The organism is Citrobacter sp. RHBSTW-00859, assembly GCF_013729795.1.
Taxonomy (GTDB): Bacteria; Pseudomonadota; Gammaproteobacteria; order Enterobacterales; family Enterobacteriaceae; genus Citrobacter; species Citrobacter braakii.
In genome coordinates this window covers 2,604,693-2,622,509 of record NZ_CP056284.1, presented here as the reverse complement: position 1 = coordinate 2,622,509, position 17,817 = coordinate 2,604,693, and the positions used below count along the sequence as shown (strand labels likewise).

19 protein-coding genes are annotated in these 17,817 nt (G+C 52.2%); 10 read left to right on the top strand and 9 right to left on the bottom strand.

Going from position 1 to position 17,817, the window contains the following annotated elements:
• Nucleotides 1–15: 15 nt before the first annotated feature.
• Nucleotides 16–1,212 (top strand): multidrug effflux MFS transporter, encoded by a 1,197-nt coding sequence (locus HV302_RS13110; protein WP_137380407.1) that lies wholly within the window; start codon nucleotides 16–18, stop codon nucleotides 1,210–1,212.
• A 25-nt stretch (nucleotides 1,213–1,237) separates the two neighbouring features.
• Here HV302_RS13110 and HV302_RS13105 read toward each other — a convergent pair whose 3' ends face one another.
• Complete coding sequence (locus HV302_RS13105; RefSeq protein WP_181625927.1) at nucleotides 1,238–2,272, bottom strand: AI-2E family transporter; 1,035 nt, start codon at nucleotides 2,270–2,272, stop codon at nucleotides 1,238–1,240.
• 138 nt (nucleotides 2,273–2,410) lie between these two features.
• Here HV302_RS13105 and HV302_RS28595 point away from each other — a divergent pair, with 138 nt between their 5' ends.
• The 3 genes from HV302_RS28595 to mdtI all read left to right on the top strand — a co-directional run bounded on the left by HV302_RS28595 (nucleotide 2,411) and on the right by mdtI (nucleotide 3,370).
• Nucleotides 2,411–2,581, top strand: a complete 171-nt coding sequence (locus HV302_RS28595) for a protein YdgV (protein WP_085951052.1) — start codon at nucleotides 2,411–2,413, stop codon at nucleotides 2,579–2,581.
• Between the two features lie 107 nt (nucleotides 2,582–2,688).
• Nucleotides 2,689–3,054, top strand: a complete 366-nt coding sequence (gene mdtJ / locus HV302_RS13100; RefSeq protein WP_161623250.1) for a multidrug/spermidine efflux SMR transporter subunit MdtJ — start codon at nucleotides 2,689–2,691, stop codon at nucleotides 3,052–3,054.
• Nucleotides 3,041–3,370, top strand: a complete 330-nt coding sequence (mdtI, locus tag HV302_RS13095; protein ID WP_047500497.1) for a multidrug/spermidine efflux SMR transporter subunit MdtI — start codon at nucleotides 3,041–3,043, stop codon at nucleotides 3,368–3,370. The genes mdtJ and mdtI overlap by 14 nt, the downstream gene beginning before the upstream one ends.
• A 34-nt stretch (nucleotides 3,371–3,404) precedes the next feature.
• Here mdtI and HV302_RS13090 read toward each other — a convergent pair whose 3' ends face one another.
• The 5 genes from HV302_RS13090 to msrP form a co-directional block, all read right to left on the bottom strand.
• Nucleotides 3,405–4,226, bottom strand: coding sequence for a trypsin-like serine peptidase (locus tag HV302_RS13090; RefSeq protein ID WP_181625926.1), 822 nt, complete (start codon nucleotides 4,224–4,226; stop codon nucleotides 3,405–3,407).
• Between the two features lie 270 nt (nucleotides 4,227–4,496).
• A complete protein-coding gene (gene asr, locus HV302_RS13085; protein ID WP_181627463.1) occupies nucleotides 4,497–4,817 on the bottom strand; it encodes an acid resistance repetitive basic protein Asr in 321 nt (106 codons plus the stop codon).
• Between the two features lie 137 nt (nucleotides 4,818–4,954).
• Nucleotides 4,955–6,442, bottom strand: coding sequence for a carboxypeptidase M32 (locus HV302_RS13080; RefSeq protein ID WP_095715962.1), 1,488 nt, complete (start codon nucleotides 6,440–6,442; stop codon nucleotides 4,955–4,957).
• A 46-nt stretch (nucleotides 6,443–6,488) separates the two neighbouring features.
• Entirely contained in the window at nucleotides 6,489–7,115 is a 627-nt protein-coding gene (gene msrQ / locus HV302_RS13075) for a protein-methionine-sulfoxide reductase heme-binding subunit MsrQ (protein WP_181625925.1), read from the bottom strand.
• Nucleotides 7,116–8,120 (bottom strand): protein-methionine-sulfoxide reductase catalytic subunit MsrP, encoded by a 1,005-nt coding sequence (gene msrP, locus HV302_RS13070; protein ID WP_181625924.1) that lies wholly within the window; start codon nucleotides 8,118–8,120, stop codon nucleotides 7,116–7,118.
• Between the two features lie 189 nt (nucleotides 8,121–8,309).
• Here msrP and HV302_RS13065 point away from each other — a divergent pair, with 189 nt between their 5' ends.
• The 3 genes from HV302_RS13065 to HV302_RS13055 all read left to right on the top strand — a co-directional run bounded on the left by HV302_RS13065 (nucleotide 8,310) and on the right by HV302_RS13055 (nucleotide 11,358).
• Nucleotides 8,310–9,032, top strand: a complete 723-nt coding sequence (locus HV302_RS13065) for a response regulator transcription factor (RefSeq protein ID WP_016153040.1) — start codon at nucleotides 8,310–8,312, stop codon at nucleotides 9,030–9,032.
• Complete coding sequence (locus tag HV302_RS13060; protein WP_181625923.1) at nucleotides 9,029–10,519, top strand: sensor histidine kinase; 1,491 nt, start codon at nucleotides 9,029–9,031, stop codon at nucleotides 10,517–10,519. Before HV302_RS13065 ends, HV302_RS13060 begins: the two co-directional genes overlap by 4 nt.
• 152 nt (nucleotides 10,520–10,671) lie before the next feature.
• Nucleotides 10,672–11,358, top strand: a complete 687-nt coding sequence (locus HV302_RS13055) for a CPBP family intramembrane glutamic endopeptidase (RefSeq protein ID WP_181625922.1) — start codon at nucleotides 10,672–10,674, stop codon at nucleotides 11,356–11,358.
• 33 nt (nucleotides 11,359–11,391) lie between these two features.
• On the opposite strand, the gene HV302_RS13050 is transcribed toward HV302_RS13055, so the two are convergent.
• Nucleotides 11,392–12,645 (bottom strand): MFS transporter, encoded by a 1,254-nt coding sequence (locus tag HV302_RS13050; protein WP_016153043.1) that lies wholly within the window; start codon nucleotides 12,643–12,645, stop codon nucleotides 11,392–11,394.
• A gap of 107 nt (nucleotides 12,646–12,752) precedes the next feature.
• Here HV302_RS13050 and HV302_RS13045 point away from each other — a divergent pair, with 107 nt between their 5' ends.
• The 3 genes from HV302_RS13045 to bioD all read left to right on the top strand — a co-directional run bounded on the left by HV302_RS13045 (nucleotide 12,753) and on the right by bioD (nucleotide 15,821).
• A complete protein-coding gene (locus HV302_RS13045; RefSeq protein WP_181625921.1) occupies nucleotides 12,753–13,661 on the top strand; it encodes a LysR family transcriptional regulator in 909 nt (302 codons plus the stop codon).
• 118 nt (nucleotides 13,662–13,779) lie between these two features.
• Nucleotides 13,780–15,000, top strand: a complete 1,221-nt coding sequence (gene mlc / locus HV302_RS13040) for a sugar metabolism global transcriptional regulator Mlc (RefSeq protein ID WP_181625920.1) — start codon at nucleotides 13,780–13,782, stop codon at nucleotides 14,998–15,000.
• Nucleotides 15,001–15,125: 125 nt separating this feature from the next.
• Nucleotides 15,126–15,821, top strand: a complete 696-nt coding sequence (bioD, locus tag HV302_RS13035; RefSeq protein WP_016153046.1) for a dethiobiotin synthase — start codon at nucleotides 15,126–15,128, stop codon at nucleotides 15,819–15,821.
• Here bioD and clcB read toward each other — a convergent pair.
• Both clcB and dmsD read right to left on the bottom strand, forming a co-directional pair.
• Nucleotides 15,777–17,066, bottom strand: coding sequence for a voltage-gated ClC-type chloride channel ClcB (gene clcB, locus HV302_RS13030; RefSeq protein ID WP_181625919.1), 1,290 nt, complete (start codon nucleotides 17,064–17,066; stop codon nucleotides 15,777–15,779). The two genes, bioD and clcB, sit on opposite strands and share 45 nt — an antisense overlap.
• A gap of 119 nt (nucleotides 17,067–17,185) precedes the next feature.
• A complete protein-coding gene (gene dmsD, locus HV302_RS13025; protein ID WP_016153048.1) occupies nucleotides 17,186–17,800 on the bottom strand; it encodes a Tat proofreading chaperone DmsD in 615 nt (204 codons plus the stop codon).
• Between the last annotated feature and the right edge of the window lie 17 nt (nucleotides 17,801–17,817).

Below are 17,817 nucleotides of genomic sequence, written 5' to 3'. Positions count from 1 at the left end.
ACATAACAGGGCGCTATGCGTACACGTAAACATGCCTCGTCGGCGGCTATAGCAAGCCAGACTGGTCTTACTTTTATTCTGATCCTCAGTGGCCTGATGGCCTTTGCCTCGCTTTCCACCGACATTTATCTTCCGGCAATGCCGACAATGGCAGAGGATTTACATGGCAATGTAGAACTGACGATCACCGGTTTTTTGGTAGGTTTCGCCATTGCGCAATTGATTTGGGGGCCGATAAGCGATCATCTGGGACGGCGTAAACCGCTGTTAATTGGCATGGTGCTTTTTATCATCGGCTCCGCAGGATGTGCGATGTCCACGAGTATTACGCAAATTGTTTTCTGGCGAGTTTTTCAGGCGCTTGGAGCCTGTACCGGACCTATGCTGGCGCGGGCGATGATCCGCGATCTCTTTGCACGTACTCGCGCGGCGCAAATGCTTTCAACTCTGGTGCTGGTCATGGCGATTGCGCCAATAGCAGGACCGTTGATTGGCGGACAAATTATTCGCCTGAGCACCTGGCACTCTGTTTTTTGGCTGCTGGCGGTGATAGGAGCGCTGATGTTTATCTCCTTAAACTGGCTGCCGGAAACATTGCCGGAAGAGAAACGGGTGAAAGCTTCTTTAGCTGGCGCATTTCGTAATTATCGTTCGCTATTCGCCAATGGACGTTTTATGCGCTACACCCTGAGCCTGACGTGTTATTACGTTGCCGCGTATGCGTTTATTACCGGTTCGCCGTTTGTTTATATTAGCTATTATCATGTTGAACCACAGCATTACGGCTGGCTGTTTGCGCTCAATATTGTCGGAGTCATGGTCATGAGCGTAGTAAACCGTCGTCTGGTGCAACGGCATTCTCTGGAGCAACTGCTAAAGTATGCGACGATGCTGGCGGCGCTGGCTGCAGTGGCGCTTGCGGTGCTGGTTAAGCTGGAGTCAGGTGGCGTTGAAGCCATTATCATCACCGTTTTTCTGTTTTTCTCAATGAATGGCATTATTGCTGCTACTTCAACCGCTGCCGCGCTGGACGCGGTACCGAGCATCGCCGGTTCAGCCTCCGCGCTGATTGGCGCGTTACAATACGGTAGCGGCATTATCTCGTCATTGCTGCTGGCCGCCTTCAGCGACGGAACACCATGGACTATGGCCTGGATAATTGCGTTATTTACGTTGTGTAGCGCCGTTCTGGCGCTACGGGCTAAACGATAAAAATGCCCGCAATGGCGGGGCGAATTCACTCTTTATTGAGATCGCTCAGCAACACGGCAATGCTTTGACCGCCGTTGGTTTGCTCAAGCGCGATTTTCACGATGATGGTCAGCGGCACAGAAAGCAGCATCCCGACAGGCCCCAGTAACCAGCCCCAGAAGATTAACGACAGAAACACCACCAGCGTAGACAACCCAAGTCCACGCCCCATGATCCGTGGTTCGAGGATATTTCCGAACACCAGGTTAATGACCAGATAACCTGCCAAAACCACCAGGGCGTCATAAAGGCCGCTAAATACCAGCACCTGAGCAATAGGGGGAATGGCGGCCAGCACCGAACCGATATTAGGAATATAGTTGAGCGCAAACGCCAGCAGTCCCCAGACAAAAGCGAAACGCACGTCGAGTGCGGCGAGCATGCCCCAGGCCACCAGCCCGGTCACAATGCTGATCGCCGTTTTGAGCACCAGATAGTGGGAAACGCTGTCGATGGCGCGTTGAATCGCCGCCATTCCCTCAATGGGACGACTCATCATTTGTTTGAGTTTGTTGGGTAACTGCGGTACTTCCAGCAGCATAAAAACCACCGTCAACAGCAGTAAAAATATCGATGACATGGCATTAGACAACTGCGCCAGTAAATTGGTCACCAGCGTCATTGCTGCGTTCGGGTCGATATATTTGACGAGTTCATCCACGGAAACGCCGATCCCTGCGCGCTGTAACCACGGCTCAAGGTTTTTGAGTGGGATAACCAGTGAAGAGCGATACTGCGGCAGCGTTCGCGCAAGCTCATTTAAGGATGTACCTAAATACGCTAATAGCAACACCATTAGCATCACAATAATAACAATGAGCAATGATACCGCTATTACGCGCGGTATACGAAGTTTGACCATCCGCTGCACCACGGGGTTAAGCACGACGGCAATAAATAACGCCAGAATAAATGGGACGATGATATCTGCGGCAACGCGGATGCCGCTCAGGATGATAACCAGCATGCCCAGCATAATGACTATTTTTAGGCCGCTAAGCGTGATGATCGGTTTCGCCATGTGTATTCCTGCATTTTTCATTTTTGAATCTGAATAATAATGTGATTTGCGTCGAGCTGTTATAACAAAAATCAAATGGGGCAGGTAAAGAAGTGAAAAGACTTTGAGTTCGCATTGAAGCTATGGTACAAATCATCTGTGTTTAACTACCGAGGACAATTATCATCCGCGATGATGAGAAGCAACACTGCGGATAATTGTAATATTATGGACAATATGTTCAGGATGTTCTTGCGTTTACCTTCACTTCTTCGTACCTCCTCCACTTTCTTGCTTGCGGGTGAGCAACACTGGCGCAACGCGCTTTAGTCCCTTCTTCTGCCTGAGCTGGCGCTGTGCGCTGAGCTAACTAATTTTATTTTTTGGTTTACTGCATGCAGTAGGCCCAAAGGACTATATTCTCAAGCAGGAGAAGCATTATGTTTTACTGGATATTATTAGGTCTGGCCATCGCGGCTGAAATTACTGGTACGCTGTCAATGAAATGGGCAAGCGTCGGCCATGGTAATTCGGGCTTTATTTTAATGCTGGTAATGATTGCCTTATCGTATATTTTTCTCAGTTTTGCCGTTAAAAAAATTGCCCTTGGTGTGGCCTATGCCTTATGGGAAGGTATCGGTATTTTATTTATTACGCTGTTCAGCGTGCTGCTATTTGACGAAACCTTGTCCACGATGAAGGTGGCTGGACTGGTCTCGCTGGTGTTAGGTATTGTGCTGATTAAATCCGGTACACGAAAACCGACAAAGGCGGGCAGAGAGGTGAGCCATGCAGCAGTTTGAGTGGGTTCACGGCGCATGGCTTGGCATAGCCATTGTGCTCGAAATCGTCGCTAACGTCTTTTTGAAATTTTCTGATGGGTTTCGTCGCAAGACTTATGGCGTGCTGTCGCTGGCAGCCGTGTTAGCGGCCTTTAGCGCGCTGTCCCAGGCGGTAAAAGGTATCGACCTTTCTGTTGCCTACGCCTTGTGGGGCGGCTTCGGGATTGCCGCGACGTTAGCGGCAGGTTGGGTATTGTTTGGTCAGCGCCTGAATCATAAAGGCTGGATCGGTGTGGCGCTGCTGCTTGCCGGAATGGTAATGATTAAACTTGCCTGATCTCAGTGCTGCCCGTTACTACGGGCAGCATAGGTTATTCGTTCGCCAACTCATCCAGCTTATCGCGAAATCCGGTCATGGATATGGCGCGATTATCGGCCCGCCAGCGATCTTTCGCCGCCGGAGCGGAGCTTTGTACGCCAATCAACTGCCAGCCAGTATCTGTCTTCAACATCAATGGTGAACCGCTGTCGCCCGGGAGTGTGTCGCACTGGTGCGACAAAACGGTATTCTGCGCCCAACCGGTCACCACGCAATCCTGATGCGTGTACAAGTCATCGAGATGATCTTCCGGGTAACCCGACTGCGTAACTTTACGATCTGCGGTTTTCAGCGCCGCGGTTAATGCCGCTTTATCACCTTCAAATAATGGCAGCGGTGTGATGCCAGAAGGTGGGTAACGCAGCACCACCAGACCAAAATCCCACGGGGCCGCGGAAGGCGGCACAATCCAGCCATCGCCATCGGCTTTTAAACGTTTTCCGAGCGAGGGATCTACCCGTCCTTCAATGCCGTGGATCTCGTAGCGCCAGACACCCTTTTTCGACACGAAGCGTAATGCCACGGCTTTATCCGGCTTGCCTTTCGGGGGGGTGAGTAAGCAGTGTCCGGCAGTCAGTGCCAGTCGTGGTGAAATGAGCGTGGCAGTACACAGGTTACCGCTGGCGGTTTCCAGTTGCCCGATAGCGTCCCATGGAGATTGCGTTGGGTCAGTCACTTTTATGCGATCGTCATGACCAAAAAACAGCGTTTTTACGTTTTCTGCTTCAGCGCTGGCCGTTGCAGGCTGGTCCGCATGCGCAACGACAGGAAGTAAACAAATTGAACCCAGTAACACAGCAATGGTTTTATGCATATCACACTCTGGTGGGGAATTATGATTTTTAACAGCAAACCCTCAGTTAATACTATAGACGGGACGGCGGGAAAGTGGGAGTAAAATCAGATAACTACACTCAGGAAAGATAAAAATGCATGGCAATGAGGGCGCAAATTATCAGGGTAATAAGAATGAACTCAAAGCGATAATGTGACACCATTTTACCCTCCAAAAGGCGGCGCTAAATCAGGTCGATTTAGCGCCGTATGCTATGGCGTGGGGGACGCCATAGTAACTACAAATGTGTTATGCAGCTGGCTGAGCAGCGGGTTTAGCGGTGTCGTGTTTTACGGCTTTTTTGGTGTGTTTTTTTGCTGCCTGAGCTTTCTGCTCTGGTGCTTTTTGTTCTGCAGCCGGTTTTGTGGCGGATTTTTTAGCGTGTTTCTTGGCAGCCTGCGCTTTCTGCGGCGCTGCTTTGTGCTGTTTTTTATGATGAGTAGTTTTTGCCGGAGCTGCTTTGGTGGTTGCAGCAGCAGCCGGAGCGGTGGTAGCAGTTGTTTCAGCAGCAAATGCAGCAGAAGACAGACCCATAGCAGCGGCAACAACCAGAGCTAATACTTTTTTCATTCTCATACCCTCGATTTGGTTTTTCATTCAACCCCACTGCGGGGCCGTTGAAATAACTATATCGCTGTAATCACAGGGCTTCCGTGAGTCATTGGTTTCGGCGTGTAACGATATGTACAATGACTCACGGTATGAGATTACAAATAGCGGGCTTCCAGATGAGCGCGGAAATAACGGCTGCTGAGCGGCTCTCCGGTGGCCTGGGTAATAAGCTGTTCAGTGGTAAAACGGCTGCCATGCTGCCAGATATTCTGACGTAACCAGTCAAACAGGGCACCAAACTCACCTTGCGCAATAGACTGCTCTAAATCAGGCAATGCGCGGTTAGCGGCACTGAATAACTGCGCCGCATACATGGCGCCTAAAGTATAGGAAGGGAAGTAGCCAAAGCCGCCATCGGTCCAGTGAATATCCTGCATACAACCGTTACGATAGTTACCGATGGTTGACAGCCCCAGCCAGGACTGCATTTTCTCATTCCACAATGCCGGGATATCATCTACTTCAATATCGCCATTAATGAGCGCGCGTTCGATTTCATAACGCAGGATAACGTGAGCAGGATAGCTCACCTCGTCGGCATCAACACGGATAAAACCGGGTTTAACCTGCTGGTTCCAGGCGATGAAATTGCTTTCTTCAAACGCAGCCTGATCGCCAAAGTGGCGCGTCACAGCAGGAATTAACCGCGTCAGAAATGCTTTACTGCGCCCCAGTTGCATCTCAAAGAACAGACTCTGGGACTCATGAATAGCGGTTGAGCGTGCCAGTGCGATAGGTTGCCCTGACCAACTGTGCGGCAGATTTTGCTCGTAGCGGGCGTGACCGGTTTCATGGATCACGCCAAACAGCGCGCTAAGTAATTCGTTTTCATCATAGCGGGTGGTGATACGCACATCTTCAGGTACGCCACCACAGAAGGGGTGCGCACTGATATCCAGTCGACCAGCCGTAAAATCGAATCCCAACTGCGCCATCGTTTCAAGGCCCAACTCTCGCTGGATTGCGGTTGGGAAAGGCCCAACCGGGGCGATGAGCGACTGCTGAGACTGCTTTGCCACCACCTTGTTGAGCAGATCCGGTAACCAGCTCTTAACGTCTGCAAACAAGACATCCAATTGGGCACTGGTCATCCCTGGTTCGAATATGTCCAGTAGCGCGTCATACGGCGAACAGCCTGTGGCTTCGGCACGCAGCCGGGCTTCTTCACGACTGTGCTTCACGACCTCTTTCAGGTTTTCGGAAAATCCCTCCCAGTCATTGGCTGGTCGCTGGCTGCGCCAGGCATGCTCACAGCGGCTACCCGCGAGTGATTTCGCTTCTACCAACGATTCAGGTAGTAAGGATGCCTGATGATGCAGTCGCGACATTTCGCGCAGGTTGGCCTGCTCAACATCGTTAAGGTCTTCCTGTTGGGCTGCGGCGATCCACGTTGCTACCTTCGGGTCGGTTAACAACTGGTGCTCAAGCACGCTCAGCTCGGCCAGTGCTTCGCCGCGAGCTTTGCTGCCGCCAGATGGCATCATGGTAAACATGTCCCAACTGGCGATTGCCGAGAGGTGGGAGAAGCGAGAGAGCCGCTGGAACGTGCGGGTGAGCTGATGGTAATTATCATTGTTACTCATTTTTTGTTCTCGTTCTGTTTAGGTGTGATGAGAAGTTTACCGTGATTCATTCACTTTTCATAAACACACCTTTGTACCCGACTTTGCGTAACAGCTTTTTATAGCGAAAAGCCAGTAGCACGAGAAAACAGAGGGCATAAATAATGGGGAGCGGTGATAACACTTTTACCGACCACAGATAATGCAGCGGAAGCAAAACGGCCGCCAGGTAGACGTAGTTGTGCAATGTTTGCCAGCGTTTGCCCATTTTACGTTGCGCGGCTTGCGTGGAGGTCAGCGTCAGCAGGAATAAGATTATCCAACCAGTCATGCCCAACGTTAGCCATGGGCGTGAAACCAGTTCAAGACCCAATAATCCCAGATTTTGTATACCCAACTCCAGCAGCGCATAGCTGGTCATATGCAGCGTGGCCCATGCAAAACACCATAACCCTAATAATCGACGGGTGCGATACAACAACGGCTGCTTTGCGTAGCGGGCAAGCGGTGACACCAGCAGGGTAGCAAGCAGAAACTTCAGCGCGGTGATGCCCGTAAAGTGTTGGATATCTTTACCCGGGTCGGCCCCCAACTCACCATGCTGTGCGGCCCAGAAGAGCCATAGCAGGGGTAATAAACCGGCGAGATGCAGCAGTACTTTCAGGCCGGTTATCTGTTTTGCGGTTAACCTCACTTAAAAATACTCCCGTAGATCCATGCCCTGATATAAAGAAGCCACCTCATCGGCATAACCATTAAAAGGCAACGTGGGCTGTCGCTGTACATCGAGAATGCCACCCGAACCGATAAAACGCTCAGTGGCCTGAGACCAGCGGGGGTGATCGACTTGCGGATTGACGTTGGCGTAAAAACCGTATTCGTTAGGTGCCGACATATTCCAGGTCGTCGGCGGCTGTTCACGCGTCAGCTTAATACTGACTATCGATTTAATGCCCTTGAAGCCGTACTTCCAGGGTACGGTCAGGCGTATTGGCGCCCCGTTTTGCGGCGGCAACGCTTTGCCATACACGCCCACGGTCAGAAGGGTAAGCGGGTGCATGGCCTCATCCAGACGTAAACCTTCAACATAGGGATACTTCAACCCGCCACCAATGAAGCGATCTTTCTGGCCGGGCATTTCATCAGGCGCGTAGCGTGTTTCAAAGGCGACGTATTTGGCGTGGCTGGTGGGTTCAACCAGCGCCAATAATTTATGCAAAGGAAAGCCGACCCACGGTACAACCATCGACCACGCCTCAACGCAACGCATCCGGTAAATACGCTCTTCTAATGGAAAACGAGTCGTCAGCGCATCATGATCCAACGTTAAAGGTTTGTTCACTTCACCGCTGATGGTTAACGTCCAGGGATCGGTTTTCAGGCTACCGGCATTCGCGGCAGGATCGGCTTTATCCAGACCAAATTCGTAGAAATTGTTGTAGCCCGTTACCTTGTCTTCCGGCGTCAAGGGCAGATCGTTTTGCCAGATCTCTGGTTTTGTGAACTCGAGCGGTTTGCCCGCTGGTGCAGACGGGCGATCGTTGCCTTTAAACCAATTCAACAGACCAGCCTGTGTCGGGGAAGAGATCGAAGCCGCCGCCGCACCTATCCCAAGAGCTTTGAGGATCTGTCGTCGTTGCATAAAAAAAACGGACTCGGCGGTAACATCAGCTTCCCGAAGTGGATGTTTTTTCTGCATAACTTTTCCTTTTTATTTTCATGTTAAGGAAAACAAATCGACGTTTCCCTGTTGATGCCTGACCTATCTATAACGACATACTGGACGCATGCGTATCCCTGATTCCTCACGAAAAGTTAAAAATTTTGTGATAACTTCCGCCCCTTGCCTGAGGTAAGCTTTCAGCATGACGAGAGGGGGATGACACTGATGGCAGGCGCAAAAAAGATATTTTTGGTGGAAGATGACAGCGATATTGCCTCACTTTTGCAACTTAGCCTGAAGGATGAGGGGTACGAAATTATTCATGAGGCTGATGGGGCACGAGCGGTCGAGCTACTGGAGAAGCACGTCTGGGATGCCGTTATCCTCGATTTAATGCTGCCGGGCGTGGACGGCCTGGAGATATGTCGTCGCATTCGGCAAATGAGTTTCTATCTACCTGTCATTATTATCAGCGCTCGCACCAGTGAAACTCACCGCGTACTGGGGCTGGAAATGGGCGCCGATGATTATTTAGCCAAACCTTTCTCGGTGCTGGAATTGATGGCCCGGGTGAAGGCGTTGTTTCGCCGTCAGGAGGCGATGAGTCAGAACCTGCGTATGGAGGCGGGGATTATCACCGTCCATGGTGTGGAGATTGATCCATTAGCCCGGGAAGTCCGCCTGCAGGGTAAATCCCTCGATTTAACGCCGCGTGAATTCGATCTGCTCTATTTTTTCGCCCGCCATCCAGGGGAGGTCTTTTCGCGTCAGGCGTTGTTAGACCAGGTGTGGGGCTACCAGCACGAAGGATATGAGCATACGGTGAACAGTCATATTAATCGCCTGCGCACCAAAATTGAAAAAGATGCTGCGGAGCCGGAAATTATTCTTACCGTTTGGGGACGGGGCTATAAGCTTGCTGCGGTTAACGCGGAGCATCAACCATGATTTATCGATTGTCGCTGAGCCAGCGTCTGACCCTGGTCTTTACCGCTATTATGTTGATTTGCGCGGTTGCGGTCAGCGTTGTCCAGATCCGCAGCAGTAAACAGTATGGCGACGCCATGGTGCAAAGGCTCTCGCTGGAATTGGCGAGCAAGATTGTCAAAAGTGAGTCGCTTATTGATGCCAGCGGGCAGGTTGATCGGCAGACCTTAAAAGGACTGTTTAATCACCTGATGACGCTCAACCCTAGCGTGGAGCTGTATCTGGTTTCACCGTCAGGCGAGATACTTGCTGATGCCGCTCCGCCTGGGCATATTCAGCGCCAGAACATTAGCGTACAGCCGATCCAGGTTTTCCTTAATTCGGACGAGCTGCCCGTTTATGGCAATGATCCGCGCAGCAGCCAGCAAAAGGTATTCAGCGCCGCGCCAGTTTTATTTAATGGCAAGCTGCATGGCTATTTGTACATTATTCTCCAGGGCGAAGATCTCAATATGCTGGCGAATACCGCCTGGCAAAAAACGCTTTGGAACACCGTGACCGGGACGTTAATACTGGTTTTATTAGCCGGTGCAATCGCGGGGTACCTGGTGTGGAGATGGGTGACGAATCCGGTGAAAAGGCTGACCGGTCAGGTGGTTAATCTGGAGCAGGACAGCATTAGCGTCATCAAACAGTTGGCGCAGAAAAAGCCCGATTTAGCTCCGGCGAATGAAATTGCGTTGCTGAACAATGCATTTATTGAGTTAGCACAGAAAATTGCTCACCAATGGGATTTATTAGCTGACAGCGATCGTCAGCGCAGAGAGTTTATCGCCAATATTTCGCACGATTTACGTACGCCGCTCACTTCACTGCTGGGGTATCTGGAAATGCTGTCGCTGAAAGCCGATACGATGACGCCGGAGGAAAACCGGCATTATCTAAGCATTGCACTGCGCCAGGGGCATAAGGTTCGCCATCTGTCACAACAGCTTTTTGAGCTGGCGAGACTTGAGCATGGCGGCATAAAACCGCAGCGTGAACGTTTTGCTATTGGCGAGCTGATCCAGGATGTGGCGCAGAAATTTGATCTACCCGTTGCCACGCGTCATTTGCAGTTGCACCTTGACGTAATTGGTCCGTTACCGCTGGTGAATGCCGATTTATCGATGATGGAAAGAATCGTCACGAATTTGCTGGATAACGCTATCCGTCATACGCCTGACGGGGGCGAAGTGTGGTTAAAAGTCTGGCGTGAGGAAGACCGCTTGTTAGCAGAAGTGCAGGACAGCGGGCCTGGCGTCGAAGAGGCTGTTCGCGAAGTATTATTTCAGCGCCCGACGGCGTTACTACCCCGTGAGCAGCGGGCTGAGCGTGGTGGTCTGGGCTTACTGATCGTGCGCAGAATGCTCGAACTGCATGGGGGAGATATCCGCCTGATTAATTCGACGGCAGGGGCCTGTTTCCGTTTTTCGTTGCCGCTGGCGGAATCCCCACTGAGTAGCTGATGAGAATGTTCCGCTGAAAAGAGTCTGTAACGCTATACGCGTTGTAAATCGTGGGCATTGCGTAAAAGTTGGTAGGTTGTCAGTGATAATGAGAATTTTTATCATATATTGATAATTCATCAAGTTATCTTTGATAAGCGCAAGGAGATCGTATGTCACTGGATGCCGACAACCTGTATATCGTCAGGACCAAAGCGGTTGCTGGCTGTTTTACCATGTTTTTGCTGATGTTTGGCCTCACGTTTCTTCCGTTGTTTTTCCCCGCCAGCCAGGTTCTGCTTGCCAAAGGGCTACTTTTTCCGCTGCTGTTTGCGCTGGAATTTGTTGTGCTGGTCCCGCTGTATTACTTCTTCTTTAGAAAAAGAGAGGGGCTGGGAAAGGGAATTTTCAACGCCAGATGGTTTGTCATTTTGTTCGTGGCGCTGCTGTTTATTCAGCTTATCCTGCCATGGTTTCTGGGCCTCAGACAAACCGAAGCGTGGGTAACCAGCCAGATATCCCTAAACAGCTACGCGCTGTGGTTATCCACTCTGACCCTGATATTTATTGCGCCAGTGTATGAAGAGATTGTTTTCAGGGGCTGTTTATTCAACGCATTCCAGTATTGGTTCAATAATAAAACCTGGCTGTCGTCGGTGGTGGTATCGGTCATTTTTGCCATCATGCATACTCAGTATGTGGATCTGCGCACGTTGCTGATGCTGTTTCTTGTGTCGCAGGTTTTGATCATCGCCAGACTGAAAAGCAACGGCCTGCTGATGCCGGTTATGCTGCATATAGCGATGAACGGGACGGTTATTGCCCTGCAAATGGGGGCTCAGACGTTACAGCCTGGTTGATGAAGGCGACGCCCGGAACCCGGGCATCGTGGATTATACGTGCAGACGATGGTGCAGACGTGCACCGACCAGCAACGCCAGCACCAGCATCAGGGCGATAAATCCGCCCACGCCGTTCCAGCCGTAGCTGTGCCAGAATACGCCACCCAGCGTACCGGCAATACTGGAACCCAGATAATAGCTGAACAGATACAGGGAAGATGCCTGGCCTTTAGCGCGTTTTGCCCGTGGTCCAATCCAACTGCTTGCCACGGAGTGCGCGGCAAAGAACCCGGCTGAAAAGAGCAGCATCCCGGCGAAGATCAGCCACAGTGATGTGAACAGGGTCATCAACAGTCCAACCAGCATCACGCCGGTTGAAAAGAGCATTACCGGACCACGTCCATAGCGGGTGGTCATCGACCCCGCTTTCGGTGAGCTCCAGGTCCCGGTCAGATAGGCCACGGACAACAGACCGACAACCGCCTGGCTGAGTTCCCACGGCGAGAGCATCAGACGGTAGCCGATGTAATTAAACAGCGTGACAAACGACCCCATCAGTAAAAAACCTTCCGCAAACAGCAGCGGCAACCCTCTGTCGCGCCAGTGCAAACGAAAGTTGATAAACAGCGTTTTCGGTCGCAGCGACGTTGGTCTGAAATGACGAGATTCCGGCAAGATTTTCCAGAACATCAGCGCGGAGGCGAGGGCAAAACAACCGATCGCCGCCAGCGCGATACGCCAGTTAAAAAAGTCGGTAAACACGCCGCTTATCAAACGGCCACTCATACCACCAATCGAGTTACCGCTGATATATAAGCCCATTGAGAAGGCGACGAAGCTGGGATGTATTTCCTCGCTCAGATAGGTCATTCCCACTGCCGCCACGCCGCTGAGCGAAAGACCTATCAGCGCACGCATGATTAAAATACCGTGCCAGCTGGTCATCATCGTCGAAAGCAACGTACAACAGGACGCGAGCAGCAGGGCGGTAACCATCACCGGCTTGCGGCCTATCGCATCGGAAAGTGGACCGGTAAACAGTAAACCGATCGCGAGCATCGCCGTTGAGATGGAAAGCGAAATACTGCTGCTGGCGGGAGAGACCCCAAACTCGTGCGAGAGCACTGGCAGTATGGGTTGCACGCAATAGAGGAGAGCAAATGTCGCCAGTCCGGCAGAAAACAGCGCCAGCGTGACGCGCATAAATGGGGATGTTCCGCGTTTGATAAAACTATCCGGCGGGGTAACTCTCTGTTCATCAACATCGCTTGTCGGCGCGGTATCGACAGTGGTTGTACGGCTCACTTGAAATCCTTGCTCAATCAATTACCTCTACATGACTAGCTTTAAGAGTATGAAAATCGCATTATTCTGTCTAATATATTAATAATCTCAAATGATATCTTAAAAATATGAATATCGAGCTGCGTCATTTACGTTACTTTGTAGCGGTTGCCGAAGAATTGCATTTTGGCCGGGCGGCGGCACGGCTGAGTATTTCGCAACCACCGCTGAGCCAGCAAATCCAGATCCTCGAACAGCAGGTCGGCGCCCGACTTCTGGCGCGCACTAACCGCAGCGTGGCGCTGACCTCTGCCGGAAAGCAGTTTCTGGCAGATAGTCGGCAGATCCTGGGGCTGGTTAATGAGGCCGCTGCCAGGGCTGAGCGCCTGCATCTGGGAGAAGCGGGGGAATTGCGTATTGGCTTTACGTCATCGGCACCGTTTATCAAAGCGGTTTCAGATACGTTATCCCTCTTTCGCCAGAGCTACCCCGCTGTACATATGCAAACCCGTGAAATGAACACGCGCGAGCAAATTGCTCCGCTCAATGAAGGAACGCTGGATTTGGGACTTCTGCGCAACACGCAGCTTCCGGAAACGCTGGAGCGTGAAATCATTCTGCATGAGCCGCTGATGGCAATGATCCCGCGCGCGCATCCATTGGCGCAAAAGCCCGTGGTCACATTGGCGGAGTTGGCCAATGAGCCCTTTGTCTTTTTTGATCCGCATGTGGGGACGGGGTTGTATGACGATATTCTTGGCCTCATGCGTCGCTATGGACTGAAGCCGACTATCACTCAGGAGGTTGGTGAGGCGATGACTATCATCGGGCTGGTGGCCGCAGGATTAGGCGTTTCCATTCTTCCCGCTTCCTTTAAACGGGTGCAATTGTATGAAATGTGTTGGATCCCGATAGCGGAAGAAGATGCCGTTTCGGAAATGTGGCTAGTGTGGCCAAAACATCATGAGAAAAGTCACGCCGCGCAACGCTTTCGCGAGCAACTGCTGGCGGCCGTTCAGGCGATTAATTTAGTTTAAAAATGGGCGAAAATGTGCAGTAAATCACAAGGCTAAGTAAAAAGTTGACGGAAGCCATTGAAGTGCTTCACCATAGCCCGCAGATTATTTCGGAGCGCGAAAATAAAGGGAGTAAGTGGTGGTTGCTGATAGTCAGCCTGGGCATATCGATCAAATTAAGCAGACCAATGCGGGCGCGGTTTATCGCCTGATTGATCAGTTGGGTCCGTTATCGCGTATTGATCTCTCTCGCCTGGCACAATTGGCGCCTGCCAGTATTACTAAAATTGTCCGCGAAATGCTCGAAGCGCACCTGGTGCAAGAGTTGGAAATCAAGGAAGCGGGCAGCCGAGGACGTCCGGCCGTTGGGCTGGTTGTGGAAACGGAAGCCTGGCACTATTTATCCATTCGTATCAGTCGCGGCGAGATCTTTCTGGCGCTGCGCGATCTGAGCAGCAAACTGGTGGTTGAAGATTGTCTTGAAATGGCGCTGGTCAGTGAAACACCATTGCTGGAACGCGTTATTACCCAGGTCGATCAGTTTTTCATCCGCCACCAGCAAAAGCTGGAGCGCTTAACCTCCATCGCCATTACCTTACCCGGCATTATTGATACTGAAAACGGTATCGTTCATCGCATGCCATTCTACGACGATGTCAAAGAGATGCCGCTGGGTGAAGCGCTTGAAAATCATACCGGCGTGCCGGTCTATATTCAGCATGATATCAGCGCCTGGACTATGGCCGAGGCGCTTTTTGGCGCATCGCGCGGCGCGCGCGACGTCATTCAGGTGGTGATCGATCATAACGTGGGGGCCGGGGTAATCACCGACGGTCATCTACTGCATGCCGGCAGCAGTAGCCTGGTGGAAATTGGTCATACCCAGGTGGACCCCTACGGCAAACGCTGCTATTGCGGCAACCATGGTTGCCTGGAAACGATCGCCAGCGTCGACAGCGTGCTCGAACTGGCACAGGTACGCTTGAAGCAGTCAATGAGTTCTTCTCTACACGGGCAACCGTTAACGGTAGACGCGCTGTGTCTGGCGGCGATGCAGGGGGATTTATTGGCGAAAGATATCATTAGCGGCGTCGGGACCCATGTCGGACGCATTCTGGCCATCATGGTGAATTTGTTCAACCCGCAAAAGATATTGATTGGTTCTCCGCTCAGTAAAGCGGCGGATATTTTGTTTCCCACTATTGCTGACAGCATTCGTCAGCAAGCGCTCCCGGCCTACAGTCAGCATATTGTCGTCGAAAGTACGCAGTTCACCAATCAAGGGACGATGGCAGGGGCGGCGCTCGTGAAGGACGCGATGTATAACGGTTCTTTGTTGATTCGTCTATTACAGGGTTAACATTTTTTAACTGTTGTACGAAAAATTGCGCTATCTCAAGCCGATTCTCGTCGTCATACCTTAGACTTTCTCCACTGTATTATTTTCCTGACTTATATTTTCAAAGCATAACGGTGGAGTTAGTGATGCTGAAGCGTTTCTTTATTACAGGTACAGACACTTCTGTTGGGAAGACCGTGGTTTCCCGCGCATTACTACAAGCGTTAGCGTCAGGGGGTAAAAGCGTTGCGGGCTACAAACCCGTGGCTAAAGGAAGCAAAGAGACACCTGAAGGTCTGCGCAACAAAGATGCGCTGGTGCTGCAAAGCGTGTCCACTATCGAACTGCCCTACGAGGCGGTCAACCCGATTGCGTTGAGTGAGGATGAAAGCAGCGTAGCGCATAGTGGTCCGGTCAATTACACCCTGTTATCCAACGGCCTCGCAAGCCTCAGCGAAAAAGTGGATCACGTTGTCGTGGAAGGCACCGGAGGCTGGCGGAGCTTGATGAACGATCTGCGTCCGTTATCTGAATGGGTGGTGCAGGAACAACTGCCGGTGCTGATGGTGGTGGGTATCCAGGAAGGTTGTATTAATCATGCCATCCTCACCGCACAGGCGATTGCCAGCGACGGACTGCCTTTGATTGGCTGGGTCGCGAACCGAATCAATCCGGGGCTAGCGCATTATGCGGAAATCATTGATGTGCTGGGCAAAAAATTACCCGCACCGCTGATCGGTGAACTGCCTTATCTGCCTCGCGCAGAGCAGCGCGAGCTGTCTCAGTACATCCGTCTGTCAATGCTCGGCAGCGTGTTGTCGGTAGATAGAGTCCTGGCGTAACGTTCGCGACAGCACAGACGCCACCACACAGGCAATCAGCAATCCGGGGAGCAGACGATACTCCCCGGTCATTTCACAAACCATCAGTGTCGACATTATTGGCGCATGCGTGGTCGCTGCCAGCAGCGTGGCCATCCCCGTTAATCCCAGCAGAATGGCAATCTCATCCGGACCCGGAAGCCATAATCCCCACACTCGTCCCAGCAGCATACCCACCGAAAGACCGACAAACAGCGTTGGCGTAAACACACCGCCAGGCGCACCGGAACCACTGCTGGCAAGCACCGCCAGTAATTTGCAGATGAAGATCCCGCTTACCACGGCCAGCAGCGGTGGGGAGAGTAAATATGACTGCACCACGCTGTAGCCGTTACCCCAGACCGCAGGCGTGAGCAATGACAGCAGGCCAACGATCAGCCCGCCAAGCGCCAGTTGCCACGGGGGCGAGAGTTTTAAGCGCAAAAACCCATTATGGCTGGCGGTCATCAACCACATGAATAGCGGTCCGCAAACGCCGGCAGCCAGACCGGTGCTGATGATCATGACGTATTCCAGCGCATGCAGTTCCCGTGTGAAGTGCACGGCATACAGCAGCGCATTGCTGTCGCTCAGCATATTGGTGGTGAGCAAGGCGACGACGGCGGATACCACCACCGGTCCCAGTGACGCGAGGATCAAGGTGCCAAACAACACTTCAGCAATAAATAGACTGCCCGCCAGTGGGGCATGATACGCTCCGGCCATACCCGCAGCGGCTCCGCAGGCAATCCATAACTTCCATTCTGTGCGCGGGGTGAAGCGTTGAGCAAAGCTGGAGGCTGCCAGCGCTGCCAGTAAAATCATGGCACCTTCGCGCCCGATGGCACTCCCGCTGGCGACGACCAGTAACGAGGCCAGCGATTTCACCAGGCTTGCACTGACGTCAAATTGTCCGTTAGTTTGCAAGGCTTCCATGTAATCAGTGGGAGCCTGCGGGCGTAACCGGTTGAACGTTTGCCATCCCCAAAGCAGCAAACCCGCCGCCAGCCCTCCTAACGCAGGTGTCAGCATGCGTCTTACAGGGGAAAGGTTTGTTGCCGCGTTGACCAGACTCCCTGTGTCATTGCTCAGGAACAACCATTCAAGAAGGAGCATGGCGTGGCGAAATCCTGCGACGGCCAACGCAGCAAGGATACCAATCAGCGCAGCAATCAGCAGGCGGCGGAACATGGCGCGCAGGTCAGGGTAAGCATGTAAATGATGCATGAGTGGCCAGACAGGAAATTTCAGACGCTTTATTTTGCGGCTATTTGGCAACAGAAGCAAAAGCTCAGCGTGCGCAACAGGATGCTACACAGGCAGGACACATCCTGCCTGTGGTGAAACTAACGAAAAAGTGGCTTATCGGCTATCGGGATCAGTAACTGCGACTGCCATTGCGCCAGCGTCAGACGGGCCAGCTCCCCCAGCGCCTGGTAAAACGGGTGATCAGCTTTTTCGATAAACACATCAAGGAAGCGGGATGACCATGGGAACAGATGCCAGGCCAGCAGCTGTTCGCACTCGGTGTGGCGTTCATTTTCAGCAAGCCAGGCCGTCAGCAACAGCAGTGAACCAAAGTGATCTTCTGGCTCATTTTGCTGCATGGCAAACTGGATGCCGTTGTCCCGCATCCACTGACGGAGTGCCAGCGTAGAGTCGCCAAACAACACGTTTTCACGATCCAGCCAGACGGATCCCCAGGGCGGAGAGGGTAGCGCATATGGACCGACAAACAGGCGTTGCCAGGCCTGCGGGAGAGGCTCATCGACCTCGGCTTGTAGCCGTGCTGCCAGCGGGAAAAGCATTGCCTGATCGAGCGGCCACTGCGCCTGCCAGCCATCGGCTCTTAACGCGCTGACTAAAGCAGAGGCTTCTGCGCTATCTGGCGCATAGTAAAACAGTGCGCCGAGTACACGCGCCGCGGTAGAAAAGTTGTCACCTTGCGAAAAATGGGTCATGCAAACAATCCTGAACA